A 26714-nucleotide genomic window follows, 5' to 3' on the forward strand; every position below is an offset into this window, starting at 1 on the left:
TTATATGATAGATTCTTCATTTTGCTTCACTACACTCAGAATGACAAAAAGCATATAAATCAAGAAAGTTTAACCATATTAAACACCCAGCAATGAAGCACTACCCATTCATCCTGTTCTATCTTTTCTGTAACGTTTTTATTTACGCGTTCCATGGAAGTTTTTGGGTATATCTGTTTTGCTTTTTTGCTTTTTTCGCAGTGATTATCTGGGGTTCTTTTGATATTGAACTGGGATATTTTATCAACAGTATCACCCATAAACGCACCAGAATTAAGGAAGTTGCCCTTACTTTTGATGACGGACCTACTGAATTTACGCCAAAGTTTTTAGACCTTCTTAAAGAGCATCAGGTAAAAGCCACCTTTTTCTGTATTGGAAAACAGATTGAAAAATATCCTGAAACGTTTCAGAGAATCATCGCAGAGGGGCATACTATCGGAAATCATACCTTATCACACTCCAATTCCACGGGATTTTTGTCCACTTCCAAAATGACTGAGGAAATTGAAGGATGTGATGAAGTCATAAAAAATATTGGAAATATCAGGACCACCCTCTACAGACCTCCTTTTGGCGTTACCAATCCCAATATTGCAAAAGCGGTCAAAAGAACCCATAAAGTAAGCATAGGATGGAATGTACGCTCTCTGGACACCATCATTGACGATGAAAAGAAAATCTATCACAGGGTAACTAAAGGCCTGAAAAAGGGCAGTATTATCCTTCTTCATGACACTTCGGAAAAGACCTGTCGCGTACTGGCAGATTTATTAGTATTTTTGAAGAACAAAAAATATTCAACTTTTACTGTTGATACAGTGATAAATTCAAATAGAAATGATTAAAAATATTGCTTTCGGAGCACTCATACTGGTTTCAGGATTCTCTTCTGCACAAAATACAGCAATGTCAGGAGCTGAAGCTAAGGCATTTGTGTCTAAAGTTTCTTCAGACACCAAAGAGATCAAAACTTTACAGAGTGATTTTACCCAGACTAAAAAGATGGATTTTCTGGATAAAAATATTGTCACCTATGGGAAAATGTCACTGCAGACCCCCAATATGCTGAGCTGGAAATATACCAAACCTTACCAATACAGCATTGTTTTTAAAAGCAATAAGATCTACATCAATGACCAGGGGAAAAAATCTTCTGTAGATGCCAAGAGCAAAACCTTTGAAAAAATCAATAAACTGATTGTCGGAAGTTCCAACGGAACGATGTTCAATGATCCTGAATTTACCGTAACTTATTTTAAAAATGGGAATTATAATGTGGCAAAGTTTATTCCTAAAACACCCCAGCTTTTAAAATACATCAAACAGATTGAATTGTATTTCCCCAGGAATCAGTCTACAGTTTCCCAGGTGAATATGACTGAGGCTTCCGGAGATACCACGAATATTGTTTTTAAAAATACAAAGATCAATGCTTCCATTCCTGCGTCAGAGTTTTCTTTATAGCCTGATTCTTGCACTGGCTGTTTCCTGTAAGACGTATAAGTTAACAGATGTAAAGCCTGTTTCTTTGTCTGAAAAAACGGTGGAAAACTTATATTTTACTTCTGGTGAAGATTATGTTTACAAGTGTCAGATGGATATCTATAAAAACCATGTGAGTGGTATTCTGATTATCAAAAAACTGAATGAAACGACACACCGCGTCGCTTTAACTTCTGACTTCGGGAATAAACTGATTGATTTTGAAGTCTCAGACAATGATTTCAAACTGAATTATGTACTCCCCGATCTGGATAAAAAAATAGTCATCAACTTTCTGAAAAATGACTTCCAACAGCTACTGAAAAGACAATATCCGGTAAATGAAAGCTTTGAGAATAAAAATGCTAACATCTATCTTTCCAAAATTGATAATAAAAGCTATTATTTATTCTTCAGTAAAGAAAATAATTTGCTGAAGCAGATTATTTACACGAAAAATAACAAGGAAAAAATCGATTTTACTTTTGATGCAAAAAAAACTATCTTCGCGGATAGTTTAAATCTGCAGCACAAAGACTTTAAGATCAACATAAAACTATTTCAAATAACCGAAACGGAGTAATTTCACAGGAAAAACTACCTAAATATCCATGTAGTTCCCGGAAAGAAACTGATGATACATTTAATCTTAAAAAAATAAGATCATGCAAACCATTCTTACAGACTTTTATACTTTAACATCATACGAGAAGACAGAAGACGGAAAGTTTACTGCTTACATTCATCTGAATAAAGACCATGATATTTTCAAAGGCCACTTTCCCGGAAATCCGGTAACGCCCGGCGTATGCATGATGCAGATTATCAAAGAACTGACGGAGGAGCTTACAGGTTCAAAATTATTCTTAAAAACAGCATCAAATGTAAAATTCATGGCGATCATCAATCCTTTTGAAACTCCTGATTTACAGCTTCAGCTTGATATTGATGAAAACGGCGAGGATGTTAAAGTAAAAAATACAACTTCTTTTGGCGAGACTATTGCATTGAAACTGTCTGTAAGCTATAAAAAAATAACGTTATGAAACTAATTTTGTCATTTTTAACGGCATTTATTTTTTTCTTTCAATCTGATCTTGAAACATTGAGAAACAGTTATGCCAAAGCCAACGAATCCAATAGCAATACGGAAAGTTTCATCAATACAGCGGAAAAACAATCCGGATCTGATGCAGTAACTTTAGGATATAAGGCAGCAGCGAAAATCATGGAAGCGAAAATTGCCAAAAGCAATAGAAAAGCCTTGGTAAAAACAGGAGCAACAAGTCTTGAAGGCATTATCAAAAGTAATCCCAACAATGCAGAGCTTCGTCTGATCAGATTAAGTGTTCAGGAAAATATTCCAAAAATTGTAGGATACCGAGGAAGCCTGAAAGATGATAAAGCTTTCCTGTTGAATAATTACAGCAAACAGAATACAGCATTGAAAGGCTATATCAAGAGGTTTGCTATGCAGTCTAAAACCATTACAGAGGCAGAAAGAGCCACTTTAAAATAAAAAAATGTCCTTTGCTGAAGTACAAAATGCAATTTCTGAAAAGAAAATATGCGTTTTAATACCTACCTACAATAATGAAAAAACCCTGAGAAGGGTAATTGACGGTGTTCTTAACTACACCGGAAGTATTGTTGTGGTCAACGATGGCTCTACAGATTCTACACCTCAGATTCTTGCTGAATATCCTCAGATCACGGTAATCTCTTTACCGGAGAACAAAGGCAAAGGAAACGGGGTTAAAATAGGCTTCAGAGAGGCAAAAAAATCAGGATATGATTATGCCATCACCATTGATTCAGATGGGCAGCATTACCCGGATGACATTCCTGTATTTGTAGAAGCACTGCTGCAGGAAAAAGAAGATGTTCTCCTGATTGGAAACAGAAATATGTCTCAGGATGGCATTCCTAAAAAAAGCAGTTTCGGGAACCGTTTTTCCAATTTCTGGTTTTGGTTCGAAACAGGTATCAAACTGGAAGATACACAATCCGGCTACAGGCTCTATCCTTTACATAAAATTCCAAAGAAATATTTTACCCCTAAGTTTGAATTTGAAATTGAAATCATTGTAAGAACTGCATGGAGACATGTTCCGGTAAAAAATGTTCCGATCAAGGTCTTGTATGACCCTGCTGAACGGGTTTCCCATTTCAGACCTTTCAAGGATTTTACAAGGATCAGTATTCTGAATACGATACTGGTAACGATTACTCTGCTTTATATTATTCCGAGAAACTTTGTGAATAATTTCAAAAAAAAAAGCTTTAAAAGATTCATACAGGAAGATGTCTTAGAAAGTGACGGTAGCAACCGTACAAAAGCTTTTTCCATTGCATTGGGAGTATTTATAGGGCTTTCACCTTTCTGGGGATTCCAGACTCTTCTTGTGATCAGCCTGTCTGTGCTTTTTAAACTCAATAAAGTCCTTGCTTTTGTAGCTTCCAATGTGAGTCTTCCTCCTTTTATCCCTTTCATTATTGCAGCTTCTCTATTTCTGGGAGCACCATTTGTAAGTGGAGACAGCAATATTTTACATCAGGATTTAAATTTTGAACTGATCAAGAACAACCTGCTGCAATATGTCATAGGCAGTTTTATATTAAGCACAGCTCTTTCAGCTGTTGCAGGAGTAACTTCTTTTCTGTTTCTGAATAAAGTAAGTCCTGAAACCAATTAAAAGATAAAAGCCTGGAACTTGTTCCAGGCTCATCATAATTAGGTATTATTTTCTATTTTGAAACTATAATTTTCTGAGAGTAATCCATTGAGTCGTTACTAACTTTCACAATATAAGTACCATTAATCAGCTTCTCAGCACTGATCGTATTCTGCTTATTAAGATTGATACTTTCTTTGGATATCAGTTTTCCTGTAAAATCAAAGATAGAAACAGTCGTAATTCCTGACAGATTAACATCCGATGGAGTTTTTATCGTGAATTCATTTCTTACAGGATTCGGATAGATGGATATTCCCTTAGAGCTGTTGATTTCTTTCACTGCCAGCGCACATTCTGCAGGAACAGTAAAATCTTCTACCTGATCACTCATATCCGCTAACGGCTGGTTCGCACCAAACTCCAAACCATTAAGGCCCCCTGCAGATGCATTCACTCCTAACCCTCTTTTAGCGAATGCAGTCCAGATCATACATTTGTTCTGTCCTCCTGTGGACGCCTGATCAGCAGCAAGAATTGCATCTCTCCCCTGAACAAACGTAGGGTTACATGGCTGTAATTTGAGAGCATCCATTACCAACTGTAGAACTCTTGCGCTTCCACTGTTCGGATCTGCAAGAACATTACTATTATACCCGTATTTTTCTACATATTTCCAGTTAAGATCCCAAAGCATTGAAGCCCAGATAAATCCGATACTATGAACATCTGGCACCGTAACAGGGATTCCCTGAATACTTGTGCTTATTTTCATCCCGTTTGTACGTCCATAAGTATAATCATTGATGGCAAAATCAGGTGAATATTTTGCAGGTCTGATTCCTCCTCCTGTAGTAGTCTGCCCTGAAACAAAAGTTCCTACGCCTCTGGCCATAGAAGAAGTATCTCCAGGTCTAGTTGTCATCATCAATGCGAAGAAGTCAGACCATCCTTCCCCCATCTGCTCATTGGAAGAAATATAAGACAAACATGAACTTCCTGTTCCGGTAAGTCGGTTAGAAATTCCATGACCATATTCGTGGCTGATTACTCCGTTATCTAAGCTGGCATCTTTATAAACCGCTGTAGTTTTTAATGTTGCATTTCCAACAACACCATTGGTTAATTCATTAACTAGAAACTGTCCTTCTGATAAGCCTACCATTATTGTTGGGATGGTAATGGTAGCATCTGTTCCCCCCATTCCTACAGGAGTATTACTTGACGGGTGGTATTGTATAACACCTACCGCTCCTGCATTTTGCAAATTCTTCGTTTTAACAGAAAAATTACATCCTGCTGCATTTACTACTGCAATTTTTCCTGTAAGGCTTCCTGCAGTAACTGCAGTACATGCGTCGGCCGGAGTTGAAAGAGCAAGATCTCCCGTTACAGGTGGATTTCCCATAATCTGAGGTCCAAAATTGGCAGGTGCAGTGAGTGGAGCTCTGGAAGTATAAGTTGAAGGTGAATTATAATAAAGATATCTTATATTTCCACTCGGTGAAAAAAGAAACATCTGCATTCTTCCGCTTGTTCCGTCAACCCCTGGATTAAAGTTTGCATTGTTCAGACCGCTCCCATCTCTTGATTCTGCAAGAACAGGATCGTTACCCGTTCCCCCGTTGCCAAAATTGTTTACCTGATAATTTCTTGCAGATTCTGTAAATCCGAACTTATAAAATACATCGTGCATTTTATTTGCGTTGTAGAATAAATTGGTTACCGCTGCTGAGGTATAGGTTGTATGAGCTGCTGTTACATCTAAAGGAAAATCAAATACGCGGTTTGCACCTCCGTCAGGAGAAAATTGAGGTGTATTGGTATTATTTTCGTCAGTATATGCAAAGGTATTATTCCCTCTTGTTATTGTATAATGATTGGTTCCATCAGAATGCCAACCTTCCGGTGAAGCTGTCAGGTCCCACGGGTTTGTAAGAAGTGTTCTTGTACCAAATGTAGGAGCTTCAGTAGGGAATGCAAATACGTTATAAGAAGCATTATCAGGTGCCAGTACAAAATTTGCAGTCCTCTGCAGATCTGTTGCAGCAACATTTTCAGGTAAAGAAGCCGCAATATTTTGTGCAGATGAACCAGAGTGGTGGTCATAAGCTTCATCATGAAAACTGCATGACAATGTTGTATTTTCCTTATATAAAACGGTCCCGTCTTCTGCATTGACAATAGTGTTCCATACGTTACCGGTTCCTTTTTCTTCTACATAAAACTGATACCCTAATATCAATTCTCCTCCTTTTGCAAAATAAACAGAATTAGCCTCTACTGGCTTTTCTTTTCCGTTGATATCTTTTACTGTTGATAAACCATTCAGTTTTGTAATAGTTTCTGCTACTAAAGCAGCTTTTCTGCCACTTTCTTTTCCTTTGATGGCAGAAGGATAATTCTTAATAAAAGTATCTGCAAAGTTTAAAACTTTTCCATCTCGGATTAAAACATTCGCAGAGCTCCCAAAAACAGGAATTCCATTAACTGTTTGCTGTATACCTACAACATCTCCATTTAAGCTTTTGGAAGGATCTACATTGATGATTTTAAATACTTTCAGTTCAGGATTTACTCTTTGAAATGATCCCTGAGCAGAATTAACATAGTCCTTAATAGTCTGCTCATATTTTTGTGCGGATAATGCACTTACGCCGAAAAGACAACAACATAACAACAGCTTAACACTTAGTCGAATTTTTTTCATTTAGATTACTTTTAACAAATATTAATAGATTAGATGCAACAGTTAGTAGGAAAATAATCTAAAATGTTACATATTTCCACAATATTTATTTAAAAGCCCAAACCAAATGATATGTATTGCATTTATTTAACCGTTTTTCAAAATCTAAAAACTATTTCAGAATAAACTGAATAAGATCCTTTAAAAACTGCTCATCCACCTTTCCTTTTATTTCATAGTCTTTTGGTGAAGGTTTTCCGGAACCTGCAATAAATAAATGGCTTAATGCCGGATAAAATTTAAAAACAGCTGTTTTATCATTTTTCAAAGTATTTTTCCAAAGATTAAAATCTTTTTCGGTTACCTGATAATCCCTTCCTCCCTGTGCAAAAAACATGGGAGCCTGGATTTTTTTCACTTCATTAAGCTGATTGTAATCCTTCAAATATTTCCAGTAAGCAGCGGACTGCCCCAGTGGAAGTTCTGACTTAAGTGAATTTAAGTTGAATTTGGATGAGTTTAAAAAAGCAACCTGCTTTTTTATTTCCTGAACTGCTTCTGCTGGGACTTTTGTCGGGTCTAAAGAGTGAAGATATTCGTACTGTTCAACTAACAGGTCCTGCAAAGGTCTTGCATTCCCAGCCATAAAAATATATTTCGACACCTGGGCTTTCTTTGCTATTTCAGGCATCAGATAAGCACCCTGACTGTGTCCCAGGATAATAATCTCGTAGCCTTTATAATCAGGAAGATTTTTAAAATAAAGAGCCGCATTTACCGCATCATTAATTGTTTCCTCCTCCACAGTAGATTGGTCATTAAATGTTTCAGAATAGGAATAAGTTCTTTTATCATACCGGTAGGAGGTAATTCCGTTGGTGAGAAGATATTCTGCGATATCTTTAAAGGGTTTGTTTTCACCAATTGTTTCGTCTCTGTCATGGGCTCCCGAACCATGCACGAAAATCACCAGTCTCTTTTTATTGTTGGAAGGGGGAACCAACAGCGTACCATTCAGTTCAATAGCGTCACTCTTTATTTTGAGTACCGTCTTCTCATCATGCTTTTCAAATGTTTTATGAGGGACGAAGAAGAAACCCAACAGTTTATTGTTCTCACCAAAGGTAAGCTGGACATCCAGTTTTGTCTTTTCAAATTCAGTATAGTAATAGTAAATATTTCCTTCGTTATTCACTTCAAGGACATTTTTCAATGCACCAATCTGTCCCTGAAGCTGTTCTGGAAGAGCTTTGAGCTGTTCCACAGGAATCTGGCCGGCAACGGAAGAATCAAAATAAGAATGGGCCTTCTCTGCATTTTTGTCAACCAATAATGTTTTGATGAAAGTATTTCCGATCTCTTTTCTGTCCTGAGAAAATGACAATAGAAACCAGATGGTAAGCAATAGGGTTAAAAGTTTTTTCATAATCAATTATTTATAGACCACATCAGAAAATGATAGCGGAGTCATCATTATGGTAACAAATATCGCAATAATTACCAAAGCCAACTGTGTGATATGGTATATTCTTTCTATTTCGTTTTCGTTGATTTCAAAGGTAAACTTTATTTTATCCGGCCTCCTGATAACCAGCCAGATAAAAATAAGTACAGCCAGGTTCATCAGGATCGGAAACACCAGAAATATTTTACTTCCGTAGTTATCTTTCATATTTCCATATCCGTGAATCGGAATGACGGCAGGTATCGAGCTGTACACCGTACATAAGTACACCGAATAACAAATGATAATGACAAAAGGAATGCAGAACAGCAGTTTTATGTATTTGGGGATCATTTCAGTTTCTTTAAAGTTTTCTTCAGGTATTTTTCTACATTTTTCCTGTCCGGGACGGTTGTAATCTCTTTTGTAAGGGCTTTTTCAAACGCTTTTTTTGCCTGTGAATATTCTTTTTTATTAAAGTAATATTTCCCTGACTGATAATACACCAGCCAAAAGTCGGGATTCACAGCCTGATAAGAAGAAATCAGATCGTCTGTCAACAGTATATTTTTATCGTTAGCAGCCTCGCCTATTTCTTTACCATACATTTTAGAGCGTTCATAGTTCTGGAATTCTTCAGAATCGGCAAATGGATCCTTTACAATATTGAGTTCTGTTCTGGCTTTCAGACTTTGCGATAATGGCTTACCTGAAAAAATCTCATTCAGGTCGTAACAAACAAATTCTCCTAACTGATACGGATTGGAGGAAACCCAGACCAGCTTTTTCTGAGGTGAAAATATAACGGCATGGTGCGCCAGAAGCTGGTTGAGTGCTTTTTCATTTCCATAACCGATGTTTTCATCTTTTAAGCCGGACCTGTTTCTTAAAATAGAAGCCATTTTTTCAGGAGTTAATTTTTTTTCTTCCTGCAAAAGCTCCTGAAGTCTTTCATAACGGTATTCGGAATGGCTTTCTTCAATATGTTTATGATTTCTTTTGTCGTCCTTATATGCCTCCGACTGAAAATGATTGGTACAAACCACCCTACTGGTATTCTGAACGCTGTACACTCCGAAATTTTTAGGCGAAACTTCAATGATTACTGCATTTTTGTCTGCGGCACTTCCCACCAGAATAGATTCGGAAACGAATACTTTTCTTTTTTTAGCAATCACAATCGCCTCTTCTATATTTTTTGCATACTGCAGAATTTCTCTTGTAACAAATGAAATCGGGGTTTTTGCTGTCAAAGGAATTTTTGATTTCCCGGCATTAATGGTCACAGTAATTCCTTCTTTATTCATTCCGGAAACGACCCCAATCATTCCCGGCCAGCTTACCGACATATAAGGAATTCCTTCGTCCGGCTGAACAAATTCTATCAGTTTGTTCTTTGCAAAATCATCACCTACATAAAAATCAAAATTTCTTCCTATTAACAGATCTCCATCTTCAGTATTTTCGTTCCACACGGCAAGTGAACTACAGCCTACCATCGCCAGGTCCTGCATGGCATGCCCAATATCATGAGCTCCGTGCAGGTAAAGGTTTCTTAAATATTTAGGAGCAATAAAATCATAACGGTCAGATGAATATTGTGACAGACCATATAGTTCTGCCTGATAATCTTCTCTTACATTGAGGTACATTTTTCTGTTATACCATTTTAAAAAACCTCTTAAGAGCCGCTGCTTGAATTTTGATGGCACAAATCCTTCCACTTTTGAGAAAAAAATTTCTTCCTGCTTCTGCATTAAGTTTTGTGTCAAAGCTCCGTTATTATACCCCAGTTGTAAAGGATTTCCTTTGATATAAAGTTCCCAGAGCTGCTGTTTATTTTTGGTAAGATAGTTTTGATTGTAGCTGAAAGTGCTGTCATTCATTCTGTCTACTTTAGGAACATCTAATGAATAACGTTGTACATCAGGAACATGATGTACAGACTTTGATATTCCACAGGACGTAAGGGAAAAGCAAAGAGCAAGATAAAGGAGACTGTTTTTATGGGATGAAGAGATGGTATTAGTTTTTTTCACTTTAGTCTTTATTAATCATTCGGGCCAGTCTCATATCAATCGTTTCTTTTCCAAGAATTTCCGCACAGGTATTAAAAGCACCGATGGTCACTCCTAAAATTCCATGCATATTGACAGACTGTCCTGTCAGATAGAGATTGTCAATTTTAGTGCGGGGAGAAACCATTGTTTTAAGCGGGTTCTCTGAACTTTTCATGTATCCGTACATATTACCTTCAAAATTACCGATATAATCTCTGTACGATAAAGGAGAAGACGTATATATTGTTTTGATGGCATGCTTTATGTTCGGAATTTTCTTTTCCAGGGCATCCAGCATCTTTTCCGTCTTTTCAAGTTTAAATCTTTCATAAGCCTCTCCTCTTTCATGTTCATCTGCTACGGTATTGAAAGTATTCTCCCATGCTTTAACCTCCTCAAAATCCATATAGGAAATAGCGGTAAGGCTTTCTGCAAATTCAGGATGATGTTTCGAAGGCGTGGAGGAAAGCATATAGGTTTCCGGCCATGATTCTTTTTGATATTGGAATGCGTTCCAGACCAGATCCTCTGATGCGTAATGATATCTGTTATAATTAAAATTCGGAAGACTGTGAGGTTTTAAAACCAGATAAATACTAAAGCAGGATGAAACCGGCTTCCAGCTTAAAACTCTGTTCAGAAAGGATTTCTTCAGTCTTTCTTCACCTATCAGCTTAATGGTGGAACGAATCTCAATATTGGAAATAAATTGTTTTGAGGCATATTCTTTTCCTGTCTTTGTTTTTACAGATGTCAACACGTTATTTTCATTAAAAACAAATTCAGAAACCTCTGAATGCTTGTGGACTTCAGCTCCATATTCCCTAAGCTTTCTGATCAGGAGTTTAGAAATCTGGCTTCCTCCTTTTACACATTTGTAGGCACTTTGGATGTAGGAATTTACTGTTAAGGCATGTATATAAAAAGGGATATTTTCAGAGTCTCCGGCATATAAAAAGTTGGAGCCCAGTAAAACCGACTGAAGCTTTTTGTTATGGGTAACAGATTCAATGAATCTTTTCGTATTGAGATGCAGGATTTCTTCATTGTAACTGTCTTTTCCTACTACATGGTATCTTGGGAACTGACTACAGACATATTGAATTTCTTCACAATAGTTCTCAAGGTTTTCTTTTTCTTCCGGAAAATATTTTGAAAGCTGTTCCACAAAATTCTGATAACCCTGTGCATGTGGGTATTCTATTTCATCATCACCAAAACTGATCCTGTCATAGCCGTCTTCATCCATCAGCTGCAGTTCAAGATCATCCATAATTTCGAGATAGGAAAAGAAACGGTTCAGATTCTGACCTTCTGATAAACCTCCCAGATAATGAACTCCGGTGTCAAAAATAAGTTTGTTTCTCGAAAAGGTCTGCAGATTTCCTCCATATTGGTTATTCTTCTCAAGAACACATACCTTCAGACCTTCTTTCGCCAAAATAAGAGCCGAAACAAGACCTCCCAATCCGCTGCCGATTACAAGTATGTCATATTCTTTTTTCAAAAGAGAATGTGCTTTTAATAATTAAGAAACAGGGAATTTAAGATATTTAAAGATGACTTTAGTATAGTAAGTAAAGATTTTATCTGAAAAAATACTATTTCATGATCTTAATTCTCTGTACCTCTTAATGGCTTTTAGTTTTTTGTTAGTTTTTATGGGATAAAAATAGAAAAATTAATCAACATCATCCCAAAAATCAAAATAATTGAACCATTGAAGCGGATATTTTTTCACCATGGCTTCTAGATTCTGAACATAAGACTGTAAAAGCCCCTGCGAATCTCGGTTTTTAATATTTTGAGCGACTCTTGCATACAGATGGTAATGGAGGTTATTCTCTTTCATCACATACACATAGACAACGGGAACACCTAATCTTGAAGCAATTAAAAACGGGCCGGCCGGAAATTTTGCACTTTTACCAAGCAGTTCCGCTTCCAGATATTTTGACCCTTCAAAATAGCGGTCTCCGGTAAAACAGATCAGTTCATTTTCTGACAAAGCTTTGTTAATCTCAAAGATATGCGACATATCATCTTTGACATAGATGAATTTAATGTTGCTCTTTTTTACAGCAACACTTTCCAGATATTCCTTGATTACCGTCACTTCCTGATCTGTGGTCACCAGATTGATCTGGCAGTCGAAGTCAATATCAGCAAAAAAGTGTTCTGCAATTTCAAAATTACCGATATGGGCACTGATGAGAATTCCTCCTTTTTTAGCGGCTAAAAGATTTCTCAGGTTTTCAATACCATCAAATTCATAAGTATATTTTTCTCTGAGCCCGGCAGAAATAGCTGTTTTATCAATCAAAACTTTTCCGAAGGTAAAATAGCTTTTAAAAACAGACATTTTGGATTTCCAGTATCCGTAGTTCAGTCTTTTTCTGAAGTAATAAAGAATATATTCGTTGCTTTTTTTCTGAAACAGTGAATAGTAGGCCGCTACAAAGTAAAGCACCCCATATGAACTTCTGATGCCGATATTTCTAATACACCAGACGAATATTCTGTATCCGAGTACTGTTCCTTTAGATTTACCTTTCCACTTGTTCATATATGCAGTTTAATATAACAGAGAACCAATGTAATATTATCTTTAAGTGCTCATTACCGAAGCACTGCGATATTATTACATTGGCACATTTTATAGAATAAAGATTGACTCAATAACTATGCGTTTTTTTCAGCAATCTTATTTTCAATCGTTGTATAGAAATCGTCAAATGTTACCATTTTCTTGAAATCTGCTTCTCCTAATTTCACCCCGAAATTGGATTCGATCACGACTACCATGTCGATATAATCAAGGCTGTCTAAGCCCAGAGTATTTTTAAGGTTGGCATCATTACTGATTTCATCCCCGTCAACCTCGAATTCATTGACCAGAAAATCATTAACGATAGCAACAATTTTTTCCCTTTCCATGTTTTTAATCAAATTTTTTAACTATTAATGCAGAATTGGTTCCCCCAAACCCAAAAGAATTCGACAAAAATACATCAATTTTTTGATTTTTTGTTTTTGCAACTAAATTTATCTTTTGTGCTTCATTATCAGGGTTTTCCAGATTAATATTCGGAGCAACGAAATCGTTCTGCATCATCAGAATAGAGTAGATAACTTCACTTGCGCCCGCCATCCAGCACTCATGTCCGGTCATGGATTTGGTAGAACTTACCGGAACTTCACCACCAAAGATTTCATAAATGGCTTTCGCTTCATTAGCATCCCCAATTGGGGTAGAAGTTGCATGAGCATTGATATAATCAATGTCTGAAGCTTTTAAGCCTGACTGTTTTAAAGCCCGGTCCATTGCTAAGGCCGGTCCATCCACATTCGGCGTTGAAATATGCCCTCCGTTTGAAGAGAAACCGTACCCGATAATTTCTGCAATAATCGGAACCCCTCTTCTTTGAGCCGACTCTAAACTTTCCACAATCAAAGTAGCTGCTCCCCCACTTGGAATCAATCCGTCTCTTGCGGCATCGAAAGGTCTGGACGCTTTTGTAGGTTCATCTTCTCTGGCTGAGAAAACTCCCAATCCGTCAAAGCTCGCCATGGAATATTTATTGGTTTCCTGAGCCCCGCCACAGATGATCATATCCTGAAATCCATTTTTGATCATCATATACGCCAGTCCCAAAGAATGTGAGCCGCTGGCACATGCTGCACTGATGGTAAGATTGATCCCTTTCAGTTTAAAGATGGTTGAAAGGTTCATTGTTACTGTTGAATTCATTGATTTGAAGATCGCTCCCGATCCCATCAATGTTGTATCTTTCTTTTCCCTTGCAATATCGATAGACTCTACAACTGCCTGAGAAACACTGTCATTTCCGTATAAAATTCCCACCTCATGGGAATCTAAGAACTCCTCATCCAGATTCGCCTGTTTCAATGCATCAATGGTCGCCAGATAAGCATATTCACTTTCTTCTCCCATGCTGACACGCTGGCGTCTGTTCAGAAGATTTTTAAGATCCGGTTTTGGAACCACACCCGTAAGACCTGACCTGAACCCAAATTCCTTTCTCTGCTGATCTAAAACAATACCGGATTTTCCTTGATATAGGGATTCCCTGACCTCTTCTAAAGACGTCCCGATGCAGGAATAAATTCCCATTCCGGTAATTACAACCCTATTTTCCATTTATTTATATTGAATTTAGTAATGTATCAGTCTAGCAATGTAACCATATTTCATTGAGATCAACCAACATTGTTACACTGGTACATTGGTATATTGTTAGACTATTTATGAGTAAATTCCTCCGTTAATATTAATTACTTCTCCTGTAATGTAGGATGATTTTTTAGACGCTAAAAATGCGACAAGATCTGCCACTTCTTCTGCTTCTCCGAATCTGTTGGCAGGAATCATTGCCTTCAGTTCTTCCTCATTGAATTCCTGGGTCATATCTGTCCTGATAAAACCGGGAGCCACAGCATTTACTGTAACATTTCTTTTGGCAACTTCCTGTGCAAGAGCTTTCGTTGCCCCTACCAAGGCTCCTTTTGCCGCAGAGTAGTTCGTCTGGCCGGCTGTTCCTTTTACTCCGGATACAGAAACCATATTGATAATTCTTCCGTATTTGTTACGAAGCAGCTTTTGGATGAAAAAATTGGTCACATTGAAAAACCCATCCAGACTGGTATTGATCACATGGTTCCAGTCTTCTTTCTGCATCCACATAAAAAGACCGTCTCTTGTGATTCCGGCATTATTGACAATCACTTCTACCACCGCATCAGGATTTCTTTCCTGCCATTCCGTTAAAACAGCCTTTGTTTCTTCGGTATTGCCTACGTCAAATTTAAGAATTTCCCCTGTTGTTCCCAGCTCTTCTACTTTAGCCAATGTCTCCTTTGCTGCCGTTTCGTTTGAAGCGTAGTTGATAAGGATATGATAGTTTTTCTCTTCAGCCAGTTTTATACAGATTGCTCTGCCGATTCCTCTGGAGCCCCCTGTTACAATTGCACATTTCATGCGTTAGTGTTTATATCGTTTTTAGTTTTTTTAAGTTGTACCGGATCCCTTTATAGACAATCCATGGCAGCTAATCGTTACATTCCTTTCAGGTATTTCTTTACTTCTTCCAGGTATGGATACATGACCATATCACTTGAGAAGGCAGGAATAATTTTTCTGATTTCATGATACAATTCTTTTGTAGATGAAGAAATCTTATCCTGGAATCCAAGATATTCAATAGCCTGAACAATAGTAATGGCTTCTATCGCCAATACTTCAAAAGCATTTTCAATGACTTTTCTGCAGATTACCGCAGCATTGGTTCCCATACTAACGATATCCTGGTTATCATTATTATTCGGAATACTGTGAACATACATAGAATTCGACAACATCTGGCTTTCCGCTGTAGTGGAAGTTGCCGTAAACTGTACACCCTGCATCCCGAAATTGAAACCTAATTTACCCAAATTGACAAAAGGCGGTAAAATTTCATTGATTTTAGCATTCAGAAGATAGTTTAGCTGTCTTTCTGCAAGCATAGTCAGCTTCGTTACCACAATTTTCAGTTTATCCATTTCCAGGGAAATATAATCTCCATGGAAGTTTCCTCCGTGATAGACGTGCTGGTCTTCCACGTTGATAATCGGGTTATCATTGGCTGAATTGATCTCATTTTCAAGAACTTTTTCTGTATATTCCAGCGTATCCAATACCGGGCCTAAGATCTGAGGAACACATCTTAAAGAATAATATTCCTGAACTTTTTCCTTGAATACTTTTTCCTGTTCCTCGAAATGAGTATAAAGGTGATCTTCTCTTTTTCTGATCAGTTTACTGTCTGCCAAATGAGCGCGCATTCTCTCTGCCACTTTCTGCTGGCCAGCATGTCTTTTTGTTCCGTTCAACGCTTCTGATAAATGATCATCATAAGCCTGAACAATCTCATTGATTGCACAGGAAAGCCTTAAAGAAATATCCGTCAGCTGATTAGCTTTGTAAGCATTCACAATACCAATCCCTGACATTACCGAAGTTCCGTTCATCAAGGCGAGACCTTCACGGATCTCTACTTTTATCGGTGCTAAGTTCTCTGCTTCAAAAACCTCTTTTGTAGATTTTCTTGCTCCTTTATAAAACACTTCTCCTTCTCCGATCAGTACCAGAGCCAGATGAGCCAGCTGAACAAGATCTCCGCTTGCTCCTACTCCTCCATGTTCAAAGATCAGTGGAGTAATATCTCTGTTGATCAATTCCTGAAGAAGATAGATGACAGACTGATGTACTCCTGAATTCCCTAATGATAAAGTATTCAGCCTCGCCAGCATACATGCTTTTACTTCTTCTGCAGGCAAAGGATTGCCTATTCCTGAAGAATGGCTTCTGATAAGATTATACTGAAGCTGGTGTGTGTCTTCGTCACTGATCTTGAATTGGGCCATCGGGCCAAAACCAGTGTTCACACCGTATATTACTTTATTTTTTGAAAACTCTTTTAAAAACTGAAAACTTTTATCCACTCTTGATAAAAGTGATTCATCCAGTTCTATTTTTTCATTCTCAATGATAATTTTTTGAAAGTCTTTCAGTTCTAAAAAGTTATTTATTTTCATCAATTAAAAGTAATAGTTGATAATTTTGTAAAATATTAATTATTTGTCACTAATTTTGCGGCAAAGATAAAAGTTATTATTAAAATAAAAAATCAAAGATGAGCAAAGAATTTGTTGACGTTCTTGTAATCGGAGCCGGACCTTCCGGATGCGTGTCTTCTTCGTACTTAAAGAAGAATAACGTCAACGTGAAAGTAGTCGAAAAAACAAAATTCCCCAGACTGGTAGTTGGAGAGAGCTTAATCCCAAGGGTAATGGACCACTTTGAAGAGGCCGGCCTTTTCCCTGCATTAGACAAAATGGGTTTTGAAAAAAAGCTTGGAGCGCGCTTCCTTCGTGGTGATGAAGTCTGTATTTTTGATTTCAGCAACAAATTCGGAGAAGGCTGGGACTGGACCTGGCAGGTTCCAAGAGCTGATTTTGACAATACTCTTGCTCAGGAAGTGATTAATAAAGGCATTGATCTTGAATTCGAGACTGAAGTTATTGATATTAAGTTTGACGGAACAGATTCTGTGACTACAGTAAGAAATAAAGATGGAGAAACGAAAGAAATTCATGCGAAGTTTGTTATTGATTCCAGCGGTTACGGAAGAGTACTGCCCCGCCTGCTTGATCTTGAAAAGCCTTCAAAACTGTCTCCTCACTCTGCAATCTTCTCTCATGTCAACGATATTAACAGAGAGCCGGGAGAAGAAGGAACTTTGATTTCTTTTGATATTATTGAAACAGAAGTATGGCTTTGGGTAATTCCTTTTTCCAACGGAAACACAAGTTTAGGAATTGTAGGCCCTACTGACTATATTGACAGATTATCTGAAAACGGAGACCCCACTGAAGCTTTAAGAAAGGCAATCTCTCTTTCTGATTATTATGTAAAACGTTTTGGGAATGTAGATTTCCTTTTTGAACCAAAGCATCTGAAAGATTATTCCTGCTCGGTAAAAAGTTTATTCGGAGACGGATTTGCTTTAACGGGGAATGCTTCGGAATTCCTTGACCCGGTATTTTCTTCGGGAATGGCTTTCGCTACAGAATCGGGAATGCTGGCAGCAAAACTGGCGTTAAAACAATTAAACGGAGAAAAAATCAACTGGCAGACAGAGTACACTGATTATATTTTATACGGAGTGGATGTTTTCACCACATATGTAAAAGAATGGTATACCGGAAATCTTCAGGAATTATTTTTCCACCAGCCGGAAAACCCTGATGTAAAGAAAAAGATATGTGCAGTTTTAGCAGGCTATGTCTGGAATAAGGACAATCCTTTTGTAAAAAAACATGATACAGTGATTAAAAATCTTGCGAATCTGATCAAACTAGAAAAACAGGAACAGCAAAATCAAGCATAAAAAACGGTCTGAATTTTTCAGACCGTTTTTTGTTATTTTAAAGATTTTTTGATTTCTCTTCCCAAATATCTTCCGACAGATTCATAAGCTGCTGCTATTCTTCCATACTCCATTACAAATTCTTCATTTTGCACAAATTTATCAAACTTTTTAAGCTCTATTTCAGCTAAAACAGTAGAAGGATTATTGGTTTCCACCAGTTTTATTTTTCCAGTTATTTCGGCAGTCATTGCTGTAATTCCCGCATGCCAGCCAGGAAAAATCCAATTTGTCTCTACCAACAGGGTATATTTTGCGGCTGCATCTTTTTTAAATGAAATATTTTTGTAAGTTTTATTCAGTCCTTTTGCGAAATAATCCACATAATATTCCTTTTTATATTTTTCCCATTCTCCAATCCATTTTTTCCAGGCTTCTTCGCCTCTTTTGGGATTTTCAATAACTTGTTTTTTTCTGTTTTCAAGGTATTGAGCTTCTGTAATATTTTCTTTCATAAATAGTACGTTCTCAAATTTTACCTCAACATTTACTTCGGTCTGATCTTTCAAAACACTCAAACTTCCGGCAACTATTTTCATTTTCTCCTGTCCGAAAGCTGTAGTCATTATAACTAAAAAGACCAGCAATAATAATTTTTTCATATGGTATTAGTTTATTTTAAGAGTCCAAAGATATTATAAAAGAAGGTTTCTATTGACTCTTTATTTTAAATTTATCTTAAATCAATAAAAGTAATAGGCTTTCTGCTGTTTGGATTAAAAACGGTTTTAGATAATATATCAAAATCAATGATTTCAATTTTTGGGCTTACTCTCAATTTTGCCCTGAAATGGTCTCTGACTTCGTTCACAAAGCTATCGTGTTCTTCTTCTGTGCTTAGTTTAATAATAATCTCATCAAGACCAATTTCGTTGGCCTGAATAACAATCTGATAGCATAAAATATTGTTGAAATCATTCAAAATATCATTCATGGCCGGCGGATACAGCGTTGTTCCCTTATATTTGATCATCTGCTGTTTTCTACCTAGTACAGGTCCTAACCTCATTGTATTTCTTCCGCACTGACACGGCTCATGATGAGCTTTTACGATATCCCCTGTTTTAAATCTTAATAAGGGAATGGCTTCAACACCTAAAGTTGTAATGGTAAGCTCCCCACTTTCTCCTTCTTTAACTGGATTTCCGTTATCGTCCAGAATTTCTGTAATAATTAATTCCGGATGGTGATGTCCTCCGATCTGGAATTCGCACTCTGTGAAAGCAGTACTCATCTCGGTAGAAGCATAGGTTGAAAAGAGTTTGATATTCCACTTTTCCTTAATTTTCTGCGAAAGAATATTATCCGTAAAATCCTGATTTTTGATACTTTCTCCGATACATACAGCTCCGTAGACACTTGAATTTTTGTAATCCAATCCATGCTTTTCAGCATAATCAATCATTTTCAGCAGAAAAGAAGGTACTGTGATCAGGTATTTCGGTTTGTATCTGAAAATAGAATCCCATTGCAGTTCAGGAATTCCCGGCCCCATTCTCACCACACTTGCCCCCATTTTTCTTAAGCCTAAAAAATAAGCAAGTCCAGCCATAAACCGCTTGTCTATGGTTGTAATCATCTGTACAACATCTCCCTTCTGAATTCCTGCGCAGGCAAAGGAAATGGCTTCATTGTAAGCAAGTCTTTCAAGATCGCTGTCAGACAGTCCAAAAGTAACCGGATCGCCCAACGTTCCGGAAGTGGTACTGTAATCAACAATTTTATCCGGTGTTATACAGAAAAAATCATGATTGTGCTGCTGAAGATCATTCTTTGTGGTGGTAGGAATTTTCTGAAGGTCTTCCAGCGTAAGAATGTCAGCAGTATTAATATTATTTTTTTTAAACAGCTTCTGATAAAAAGGTGAATGCCTTTCAAGATAAACCAAAAGCTCACGAAGCTTTTCTTCCTGAAATTTTTTAATTTCCTGAATGCCTGCTTTCTCGATTGACGGATGAAATTCCAATGATTTTAATTTTTAAAAGGCAAATGTATTTAAAATTACATGATTGTAAGATGTATTCATGTAAAATGTATTCATGATTTCTACCACAGCTTTTATCTCTGGAAGGTAAAAGTTTGTGTATTGATATTTCCGGCAGTATTGATGGTGGTTACTTTTAAAGTATGGGCACCTGATCCTTTTGGACATTTTTCATCAAAAATGTAGACAAAATTATCTTTTATGCGGGCAAAGCGAAGCCACTTTCCGTCCAGTTCGGCCCGGAATGAAATAATATCACCCACTTTCGTTGTTCCTTTTAACAATAAAGAACTGTTGTTTACCAATGCTCCTTCTGCCCATCCTGATAAAACAGACGGCAGGGTATTGTCTATTAATAATTTCGCTGTGCCCAATCTGTTGAACTGTCCTTCTGCACGGTCAGCATTCCATTTTGCTTTTACGAAATCTTTATCACTTCCGTAATCAAGAATAATAACAGCTTTGTCTTTTTCTGTATTGGTTAATTTTCTATTCGGTTTTATTTTTAAAGAATACTCATCCTGAACGGGAATATATGGACTATGCAAAACAATGGTATTTGAAACAGCATTTGGATCTGTATCCGGTTTTTCATAGGCATTGAAATTTACAGCATCGTAGACGGCATTTTTACTGAAACTGATTTCCGCATTTTCTGTGGTAATTGTTTTCGCTTCATTAGCTATTATCGTTTTTGCCGTAGGAGATATTTTGTCTGAGGTTTTGCTTAACTGGAGTTTTGTTGTTAAACGGCTTGTATTTCCTTTTACATCTTTCAGAACAACTTCAATGGTGTGAACATTTTCATCCTGCAATTTGATAATCCCTGTTGCATTTGAAAGACTATAATTCTGCAGTTTCATTCCCGGTAAGTCAGACAAATGCTGAATCCCAATTTTATCCCTGATGAATTTAGTATAATCTATACAGCCGTTAATATAACGGGTATCATCATAGTGTATTTTATCAATTTTAAAACTGTAAATCAGCTTCCCATCCATCAATAATTCTGCATTGTAAATACCCAGATTAAAACCTTGATTGGCCTTATCTACAGCCTTAATGGCAAAACTTATTTCTGGAGAATTAACCTGAACAAGATTAGCAGTATAAATATTTCCTGCTTTTTTCACTTCAATTCCATTAGCTCCAGGTTCGTAAGTACTGAAACGTCTGTCATACCAGTAGAGTCCACTGATAATTGGTGCAACAGTATCAGGAATGGCAAAACCGAAAAGTAACGGGTTGAGACATTCTTCTGTTTTGGTATCTCTTATTTCGAAATGCAGGTGTGGGCCTGCTGAACCTCCTGTGTTTCCACTCAATGCAATCTGCTGTCCTTTTTCTACCGGAAACTGTCCGGGCTGAAAAGTAATATCCTGTTCCCACTTTTCCTCTTTATACTGCTTTTCCTTTACATATTCATCGAGTTGATTGAAATATTTATTCAGGTGAGCATATACTGTAGTATAACCATTGGGATGAGTGATATAAACAGCATTACCAAAACCATATCTTTCTACTTTTATCCTGCTTACATAACCTTCTGCTGCAGCTAAAACAGGTAAGTTTTCCTGACTATTTGTCCTCAGATCCAATCCCATGTGAAAGTGATTGGTACGGATAGCGCCAAAGTTAGCGGCCAGCTGCATGGGAATATTCAGTGGATTTCTGAAATAATTTTGAGGGTAATTATTTTGAGCCTGTATAATAATACTATTGATTAAACAAATAATAAATATCAGCTTGGGAAAGTTTTTCATACAGCATTTGGGTTTATAGGTTTACTTAAATGTACAACATTCCGGCCAATAAGCGGTTACTGCACCGACCTTTTTCAAACCAATTTTGTTTTTTACCCATATTCCTCTGCTGAGTGAAGCGCCTTTACGAACAATTTTAACCCATTCATAAGATCTTTGTGAACTTTGCGCAATCATTAGGTTTTGGCTAAAGCCGTTGGATTTGTTTTTTTATTATTTAAGCGGGCTAAAGCCCGCTCCTATTAAATAAATTACGCTAAATTTTATATAAAAACACCCAGAAAAATTCACTTATTGATCATTCATCATTCACTTTTTCTCACTTTCTTCATTTATATTTCTGAAATTGAACTTTTTAATAGATGATATCAAAATAAAACATATATTATAAACCGACAAATTTTAGTAAATTTGCAGACTTAATTAATCAACGATATTGAGATATTTACAATGAGCCAATTTAAAGAATACAAAAACCTCAACCTTATTGACGTAGCAGAGAATGTAGCGGAATTTTGGAAACAAAATAAAACTTTCAGTAAGAGTGTTGAGATCCGTCAGGGAAATCCTGAGTTTGTTTTTTATGAAGGTCCGCCTTCAGCAAACGGTATGCCTGGAATTCACCACGTAATGGCAAGAGCATTGAAAGATATTTTCTGCCGTTACCAGACTCAAAACGGAAAGCAGGTTTTCCGTAAAGCGGGCTGGGATACGCATGGCCTTCCTGTGGAACTGGGTGTAGAAAAAGAATTAGGAATCACAAAAGAAGATATTGGCAAAAAAATCTCTATTGAAGACTATAACAAAGCTTGTCGTGAAGCGGTAATGCGTTATACCGACGTTTGGAATAACCTTACCGAGAAAATCGGATATTGGGTAGACCTTGATGATCCGTACATCACGTACAAGTCAAAATATATGGAAACAGTTTGGTGGCTGTTGAAGCAATTGTATGATAAAAACTTATTGTACAAAGGATACACGATCCAGCCTTACTCTCCAAAAGCGGGAACAGGGCTTTCTTCTCACGAGCTGAATCAACCTGGAACCTATCGTGATGTTTCGGACACAACGGTTGTAGCTCAGTTTAAAGTGAAAAAAGACTCTTCAGCATTATTCAATGATGTTGACGGGGATGTTCATATCCTTGCCTGGACGACCACTCCATGGACGCTTCCATCCAATACTGCTCTTACCGTAGGGAGAGATATTGAATATGTTTTGGTTAAAACCTTCAATCAGTATACATTTGAACCTGTAACTGTAGTTTTATCAAGTGTTCTTTTACCTAAAGTTTTCGGTAAAAAATATGCAGAAGGTACAGATGAGGATTTTGCCAACTATACTCCGGAGACTAAAGTAATTCCTTTCAGGATATTAAAAGAATTTACCGGAGAGAAACTTGTTGACACAAGATATGAGCAATTAGTTCCTTGGTTTACACCTAATGACAACCCTGAAAACGCATTCAGAGTAATCTTAGGAGATTTCGTAACGACAGAAGACGGTACAGGTATCGTTCACACGGCGCCTACTTTTGGTGCGGATGATGCAAGAGTTGCTAAAATGGCTCAGCCTGAGATTCCGCCAATGTTGGTAAAAGATGAAAATGACAATCTTGTACCATTGGTAGATTTACAGGGCAGATTCATCAAAGGAGAAAATGTTCCAGAGGTATTTTCAGGAAAGTATATCAAAAACGAATATTATGATGAAGGAACAGCCCCTGAGAAATCATGGGATGTAGAATTGGCGATCCTGCTGAAAACAGAAAATAAAGCCTTCAAAGTAGAAAAATATGTCCACTCTTACCCACACTGCTGGAGAACAGATAAACCGGTGTTATACTATCCGCTGGATTCCTGGTTTGTGAAAATGACCGCTGTAAAAGAAAGACTGGTTAATTTGAACAAAGAAATCAACTGGAAGCCAAAAGCTACCGGAGAGGGACGTTTTGCCAACTGGCTGGAAAATGTAAACGACTGGAACCTTTCCCGCTCTAGATATTGGGGTATTCCGCTGCCAATCTGGAGAACAGATGATTTGAAAGAAGAAAAGATCATCGGTTCTGTAGAAGAGTTATACAACGAAATTGAAAAATCAATTGCAGCCGGACTGATGACTGAAAACCCATTCAAAGGTTTCATCATCGGAAATATGGCTGAATCTAACTATGAGCTTGTGGATCTTCACAAAAATGTGGTTGACAAAGTCATATTGGTTTCTGATTCAGGAAAAGCCATGAAGCGTGAAAGTGATTTGATCGATGTTTGGTTCGACTCAGGTTCTATGCCTTATGCACAGTTGCATTATCCTTTTGAGAACAAAGAATTAATTGACAACAATAAAGCATTCCCTGCTGATTTCATTGCTGAAGGTGTTGATCAGACCCGTGGATGGTTCTATACGCTTCACGCTATCGGAACTGCTGTATTCGATTCGGTTGCTTATAAAAATGTAATGAGTAACGGTCTTGTTCTGGATAAGAACGGACAAAAGATGTCAAAACGTTTAGGAAATGCAGTAGATCCGTTCGAAACCCTTTCTGTGTACGGGCCGGATGCTACCCGTTGGTATATGATCTCCAATGCCAACCCTTGGGAAAACCTGAAGTTTGACATTGAAGGAATCGATGAAGTAAGAAGAAAGTTCTTCGGAACACTTTACAATACCTATTCATTCTTTGCTTTATATGCGAATGTAGACGGCTTTAACTATTCAGAAAAAGAAGTGGAAAACCGTCCTGAAATTGACAGATGGATCCTTTCTGAGCTGAATCTTCTGATAAAGGAAGTGAAAGCTTTCTATGAAGATTATGAGCCGACAAGAGTAGCAAGAGCGATCAGCACTTTTGTAAATGATAATCTGAGTAACTGGTATGTAAGATTGTGCAGAAGACGCTTCTGGAAAGGAGAATATTCTGATGACAAAATCTCTGCTTACCAGACCTTATACACCTGTCTTGAAACAGTAGCTAAACTTTCTGCTCCTATTGCTCCTTTCTTTATGGATCAATTGTATCAGGATCTGAATAAAGTGACAGGCAAAGAAAATGGTGAATCTGTACACCTTACAGATTTCCCGGTAGCTGATGAAAGCTTAATTGATCAGGATCTGGTTGAAAAAACGCATTTGGCTCAGAACATTACAAGTATGGTCTTCTCTCTGAGAAAGAAAGAAAATGTAAAAGTTCGTCAGCCGTTACAGAAAGTATTGGTTCCTGTATTGGATTCTAAAACAGAAGAACAGATTCTTGCTGTTGCAGACCTGATCAAGCAGGAGGTAAACGTAAAAGAATTACAGTTAATTAATGCTGAAGAAGCATCGCACTTAATTGTAAAGCAGATAAAACCTAACTTCAAAGCGCTTGGTCCTAAATTAGGAAAAGACATGAAGATGGTAGGTGCAGAGATTGCTAATCTTAGTGCAGAACAGATTACCCGTCTAGAAAAAGAAGGAAAAACAGACGTTCAGGGATATGAAATTACTCTTGATGATGTAGAGATTTCTACCAAAGATATCCCGGGATGGACAGTAACTTCTGACGGAAAAACAACTGTGGCATTAGATTTGACGTTAACCGATGAGTTAAAATCTGAAGGAATCGCAAGAGAATTCATTAACAGAATTCAAAACCTGCGAAAAGACAAAGACTTTGAACTGACAGACAAAATTTCAATTGCATTGGAAGAAAGCTCTCCTTTCTTGAATGATATTAAGAAAAATGAGGAATATATTTCTTCTGAAGTCTTGTCAAATAAAATAGAAATTGTATCTTCACTTTCAAATTTTAACGAAATCGAAATAGATGAGGTTAATTTTAAGATAAATATTGAAAAAAATTAACATGTAGTTATTGTATTTCAAATTCCATTTCATAATTTTATTAAAAAAGAGAAAGAATATGTCAGACGAAAGAGTTAGATACAGCGATGCTGATTTACAGGAATTTAAAGCGGTCATTAAAGAAAAAATAGAGAAAGCAGAAAAAGATCTTCAGCTGATCAGAGAAAGTTTCATCAACGACCAGAATAACGGAACCGATGATACTTCACCTACCTTCAAAGCTTTTGAGGAAGGAGCAGAAACGCTGAGCAAAGAACAGAACTCTATTTTAGCAGGAAGACAGGAAAAATTCGTGCGTGATCTTAAAAATGCTTTGATCAGAATCGAAAATAAAACGTACGGTGTTTGCAGAGTAACAGGAAAACTGATTCCTAAGGAAAGACTTTTAGCCGTTCCTCACGCTACGCTGAGCATCGAAGCGAAAAATATGCAAAAATAGCCGTAAGGTTTGTAAAATAATATTGGGTTTATATCGTATTCACGGATACTTTATAAACCTAATTTTTAATGTATACCCATGAGCGAATTATTAATTTTGGGAGCTATTATTGCAATAGTATTATTATTTTTCAACAGAGAGTGGATCAAAAACAGGTTCTTTCCTGATCCACAGAAAAACTATACTATTGATGATCAATTCAATTCCGATAAACGTGAAAGGGAGAAAGAAATTGACAGGCTTTTGAGTAAGATGGGCAAAAACGGAGTGAATGATCTCTCTGAAAAAGACAGAAAAAGACTCGATGAGCTGTCTAAAATGTAACAATTAAATATAAG

General features: G+C 37.1%; 23 protein-coding genes. 10 read left to right on the top strand and 13 right to left on the bottom strand.

Features of this window, described 5'->3' with window-relative positions; all coding sequences use genetic code 11:
- Positions 1-92 precede the first annotated feature (92 nt).
- The 6 genes from CRS_RS16105 to CRS_RS16130 all read left to right on the top strand — a co-directional run bounded on the left by CRS_RS16105 (position 93) and on the right by CRS_RS16130 (position 4181).
- Positions 93-848 carry a polysaccharide deacetylase family protein gene (locus CRS_RS16105; protein ID WP_142725047.1) on the top strand — a complete coding sequence of 252 codons (756 nt, stop codon included), beginning with the start codon at positions 93-95 and terminating at the stop codon, positions 846-848.
- The gene (locus CRS_RS16110; protein WP_142725048.1) at positions 841-1467 is read left to right on the top strand and encodes an outer membrane lipoprotein carrier protein LolA; all 627 of its coding nucleotides are present in this window, start codon (positions 841-843) and stop codon (positions 1465-1467) included. The genes CRS_RS16105 and CRS_RS16110 overlap by 8 nt, the downstream gene beginning before the upstream one ends.
- Positions 1433-2068: a hypothetical protein gene (locus CRS_RS16115; RefSeq protein WP_142725049.1), complete on the top strand. Its 636-nt coding sequence runs from the start codon at positions 1433-1435 to the stop codon at positions 2066-2068. The genes CRS_RS16110 and CRS_RS16115 overlap by 35 nt, the downstream gene beginning before the upstream one ends.
- An 82-nt stretch (positions 2069-2150) precedes the next feature.
- Complete coding sequence (locus CRS_RS16120; protein ID WP_142725050.1) at positions 2151-2531, top strand: 3-hydroxyacyl-ACP dehydratase; 381 nt, start codon at positions 2151-2153, stop codon at positions 2529-2531.
- Complete coding sequence (locus CRS_RS16125; RefSeq protein WP_142725051.1) at positions 2528-3004, top strand: hypothetical protein; 477 nt, start codon at positions 2528-2530, stop codon at positions 3002-3004. Before CRS_RS16120 ends, CRS_RS16125 begins: the two co-directional genes overlap by 4 nt.
- A gap of 4 nt (positions 3005-3008) precedes the next feature.
- Positions 3009-4181, top strand: coding sequence for a DUF2062 domain-containing protein (locus CRS_RS16130; RefSeq protein ID WP_142725052.1), 1173 nt, complete (start codon positions 3009-3011; stop codon positions 4179-4181).
- Between the two features lie 52 nt (positions 4182-4233).
- Here CRS_RS16130 and CRS_RS16135 read toward each other — a convergent pair whose 3' ends face one another.
- From CRS_RS16135 to hutH, 10 genes are all read right to left on the bottom strand, one after another.
- Positions 4234-6870 (bottom strand): T9SS-dependent M36 family metallopeptidase, encoded by a 2637-nt coding sequence (locus tag CRS_RS16135; protein ID WP_142725053.1) that lies wholly within the window; start codon positions 6868-6870, stop codon positions 4234-4236.
- 151 nt (positions 6871-7021) lie between these two features.
- A complete protein-coding gene (locus CRS_RS16140) occupies positions 7022-8275 on the bottom strand; it encodes a DUF3887 domain-containing protein (protein WP_228451278.1) in 1254 nt (417 codons plus the stop codon).
- A gap of 6 nt (positions 8276-8281) precedes the next feature.
- Positions 8282-8647: a hypothetical protein gene (locus CRS_RS16145; protein ID WP_142725055.1), complete on the bottom strand. Its 366-nt coding sequence runs from the start codon at positions 8645-8647 to the stop codon at positions 8282-8284.
- On the bottom strand, positions 8644-10332 hold the full coding sequence (locus CRS_RS16150) for a C45 family peptidase (RefSeq protein ID WP_142725056.1): 1689 nt from the start codon (positions 10330-10332) through the stop codon (positions 8644-8646). The genes CRS_RS16145 and CRS_RS16150 overlap by 4 nt, the downstream gene beginning before the upstream one ends.
- A 1-nt stretch (position 10333) precedes the next feature.
- Positions 10334-11860, bottom strand: a complete 1527-nt coding sequence (locus tag CRS_RS16155; RefSeq protein WP_142725057.1) for an NAD(P)/FAD-dependent oxidoreductase — start codon at positions 11858-11860, stop codon at positions 10334-10336.
- 174 nt (positions 11861-12034) lie between these two features.
- On the bottom strand, positions 12035-12919 hold the full coding sequence (locus tag CRS_RS16160) for a lipid A biosynthesis acyltransferase (RefSeq protein WP_142725058.1): 885 nt from the start codon (positions 12917-12919) through the stop codon (positions 12035-12037).
- Positions 12920-13035: 116 nt separating this feature from the next.
- A complete protein-coding gene (locus CRS_RS16165; RefSeq protein WP_047377388.1) occupies positions 13036-13290 on the bottom strand; it encodes an acyl carrier protein in 255 nt (84 codons plus the stop codon).
- A gap of 4 nt (positions 13291-13294) precedes the next feature.
- Entirely contained in the window at positions 13295-14515 is a 1221-nt protein-coding gene (locus CRS_RS16170) for a beta-ketoacyl synthase (protein ID WP_142725059.1), read from the bottom strand.
- A gap of 105 nt (positions 14516-14620) precedes the next feature.
- A complete protein-coding gene (fabG, locus tag CRS_RS16175; RefSeq protein ID WP_142725060.1) occupies positions 14621-15352 on the bottom strand; it encodes a 3-oxoacyl-ACP reductase FabG in 732 nt (243 codons plus the stop codon).
- A 77-nt stretch (positions 15353-15429) separates the two neighbouring features.
- Positions 15430-16950: a histidine ammonia-lyase gene (gene hutH, locus CRS_RS16180; protein WP_172617095.1), complete on the bottom strand. Its 1521-nt coding sequence runs from the start codon at positions 16948-16950 to the stop codon at positions 15430-15432.
- Between the two features lie 98 nt (positions 16951-17048).
- On the opposite strand from hutH, the gene CRS_RS16185 reads away from it, so the two are divergent.
- A complete protein-coding gene (locus tag CRS_RS16185) occupies positions 17049-18305 on the top strand; it encodes an NAD(P)/FAD-dependent oxidoreductase (RefSeq protein ID WP_142725062.1) in 1257 nt (418 codons plus the stop codon).
- Positions 18306-18337: 32 nt separating this feature from the next.
- Here the strand turns inward: CRS_RS16185 and CRS_RS16190 are convergent, their stop codons facing one another.
- The 3 genes from CRS_RS16190 to CRS_RS16200 form a co-directional block, all read right to left on the bottom strand.
- Entirely contained in the window at positions 18338-18946 is a 609-nt protein-coding gene (locus CRS_RS16190) for a hypothetical protein (protein ID WP_142725063.1), read from the bottom strand.
- A gap of 71 nt (positions 18947-19017) precedes the next feature.
- Complete coding sequence (locus CRS_RS16195) at positions 19018-20310, bottom strand: phenylacetate--CoA ligase family protein (protein WP_142725064.1); 1293 nt, start codon at positions 20308-20310, stop codon at positions 19018-19020.
- Positions 20311-20402: 92 nt separating this feature from the next.
- On the bottom strand, positions 20403-22091 hold the full coding sequence (locus CRS_RS16200; RefSeq protein WP_142725065.1) for a M23 family metallopeptidase: 1689 nt from the start codon (positions 22089-22091) through the stop codon (positions 20403-20405).
- 450 nt (positions 22092-22541) lie between these two features.
- On the opposite strand from CRS_RS16200, the gene ileS reads away from it, so the two are divergent.
- The 3 genes from ileS (at position 22542) to CRS_RS16215 (ending at position 26700) form a co-directional block, all read left to right on the top strand.
- A complete protein-coding gene (gene ileS / locus CRS_RS16205) occupies positions 22542-25937 on the top strand; it encodes an isoleucine--tRNA ligase (protein ID WP_142725066.1) in 3396 nt (1131 codons plus the stop codon).
- 58 nt (positions 25938-25995) lie between these two features.
- A complete protein-coding gene (locus tag CRS_RS16210; protein ID WP_050019754.1) occupies positions 25996-26376 on the top strand; it encodes a TraR/DksA C4-type zinc finger protein in 381 nt (126 codons plus the stop codon).
- A 78-nt stretch (positions 26377-26454) separates the two neighbouring features.
- Positions 26455-26700: a DUF6576 domain-containing protein gene (locus CRS_RS16215; protein ID WP_142725067.1), complete on the top strand. Its 246-nt coding sequence runs from the start codon at positions 26455-26457 to the stop codon at positions 26698-26700.
- The last annotated feature ends 14 nt before the right edge of the window (positions 26701-26714 follow it).

Source organism: Chryseobacterium sp. ON_d1, from assembly GCF_006829085.1.
Taxonomy (GTDB): Bacteria; Bacteroidota; Bacteroidia; order Flavobacteriales; family Weeksellaceae; genus Chryseobacterium.

Excerpts from the sequence above, each read along its gene's own strand:
- CRS_RS16215 (WP_142725067.1), top strand. The coding sequence starts at position 26,455 with ATGAGCGAATTATTAATTTTGGGAGCTATTATTGCAATAGTATTATTA.
- CRS_RS16130 (WP_142725052.1), top strand. The coding sequence starts at position 3,009 with ATGTCCTTTGCTGAAGTACAAAATGCAATTTCTGAAAAGAAAATATGC.
- CRS_RS16200 (WP_142725065.1), bottom strand. The coding sequence starts at position 22,091 with ATGAAAAACTTTCCCAAGCTGATATTTATTATTTGTTTAATCAATAGT.
- fabG (WP_142725060.1), bottom strand. The coding sequence starts at position 15,352 with ATGAAATGTGCAATTGTAACAGGGGGCTCCAGAGGAATCGGCAGAGCA.
- CRS_RS16115 (WP_142725049.1), top strand. The coding sequence starts at position 1,433 with ATGCTTCCATTCCTGCGTCAGAGTTTTCTTTATAGCCTGATTCTTGCA.
- CRS_RS16140 (WP_228451278.1), bottom strand. The coding sequence starts at position 8,275 with ATGAAAAAACTTTTAACCCTATTGCTTACCATCTGGTTTCTATTGTCA.
- hutH (WP_172617095.1), bottom strand. The coding sequence starts at position 16,950 with ATGAAAATAAATAACTTTTTAGAACTGAAAGACTTTCAAAAAATTATC.
- CRS_RS16160 (WP_142725058.1), bottom strand. The coding sequence starts at position 12,919 with ATGAACAAGTGGAAAGGTAAATCTAAAGGAACAGTACTCGGATACAGA.
- CRS_RS16135 (WP_142725053.1), bottom strand. The coding sequence starts at position 6,870 with ATGAAAAAAATTCGACTAAGTGTTAAGCTGTTGTTATGTTGTTGTCTT.
- CRS_RS16185 (WP_142725062.1), top strand. The coding sequence starts at position 17,049 with ATGAGCAAAGAATTTGTTGACGTTCTTGTAATCGGAGCCGGACCTTCC.
- CRS_RS16110 (WP_142725048.1), top strand. The coding sequence starts at position 841 with ATGATTAAAAATATTGCTTTCGGAGCACTCATACTGGTTTCAGGATTC.
- ileS (WP_142725066.1), top strand. The coding sequence starts at position 22,542 with ATGAGCCAATTTAAAGAATACAAAAACCTCAACCTTATTGACGTAGCA.
- CRS_RS16190 (WP_142725063.1), bottom strand. The coding sequence starts at position 18,946 with ATGAAAAAATTATTATTGCTGGTCTTTTTAGTTATAATGACTACAGCT.
- CRS_RS16145 (WP_142725055.1), bottom strand. The coding sequence starts at position 8,647 with ATGATCCCCAAATACATAAAACTGCTGTTCTGCATTCCTTTTGTCATT.
- CRS_RS16165 (WP_047377388.1), bottom strand. The coding sequence starts at position 13,290 with ATGGAAAGGGAAAAAATTGTTGCTATCGTTAATGATTTTCTGGTCAAT.
- CRS_RS16170 (WP_142725059.1), bottom strand. The coding sequence starts at position 14,515 with ATGGAAAATAGGGTTGTAATTACCGGAATGGGAATTTATTCCTGCATC.
- CRS_RS16125 (WP_142725051.1), top strand. The coding sequence starts at position 2,528 with ATGAAACTAATTTTGTCATTTTTAACGGCATTTATTTTTTTCTTTCAA.
- CRS_RS16120 (WP_142725050.1), top strand. The coding sequence starts at position 2,151 with ATGCAAACCATTCTTACAGACTTTTATACTTTAACATCATACGAGAAG.
- CRS_RS16210 (WP_050019754.1), top strand. The coding sequence starts at position 25,996 with ATGTCAGACGAAAGAGTTAGATACAGCGATGCTGATTTACAGGAATTT.
- CRS_RS16105 (WP_142725047.1), top strand. The coding sequence starts at position 93 with ATGAAGCACTACCCATTCATCCTGTTCTATCTTTTCTGTAACGTTTTT.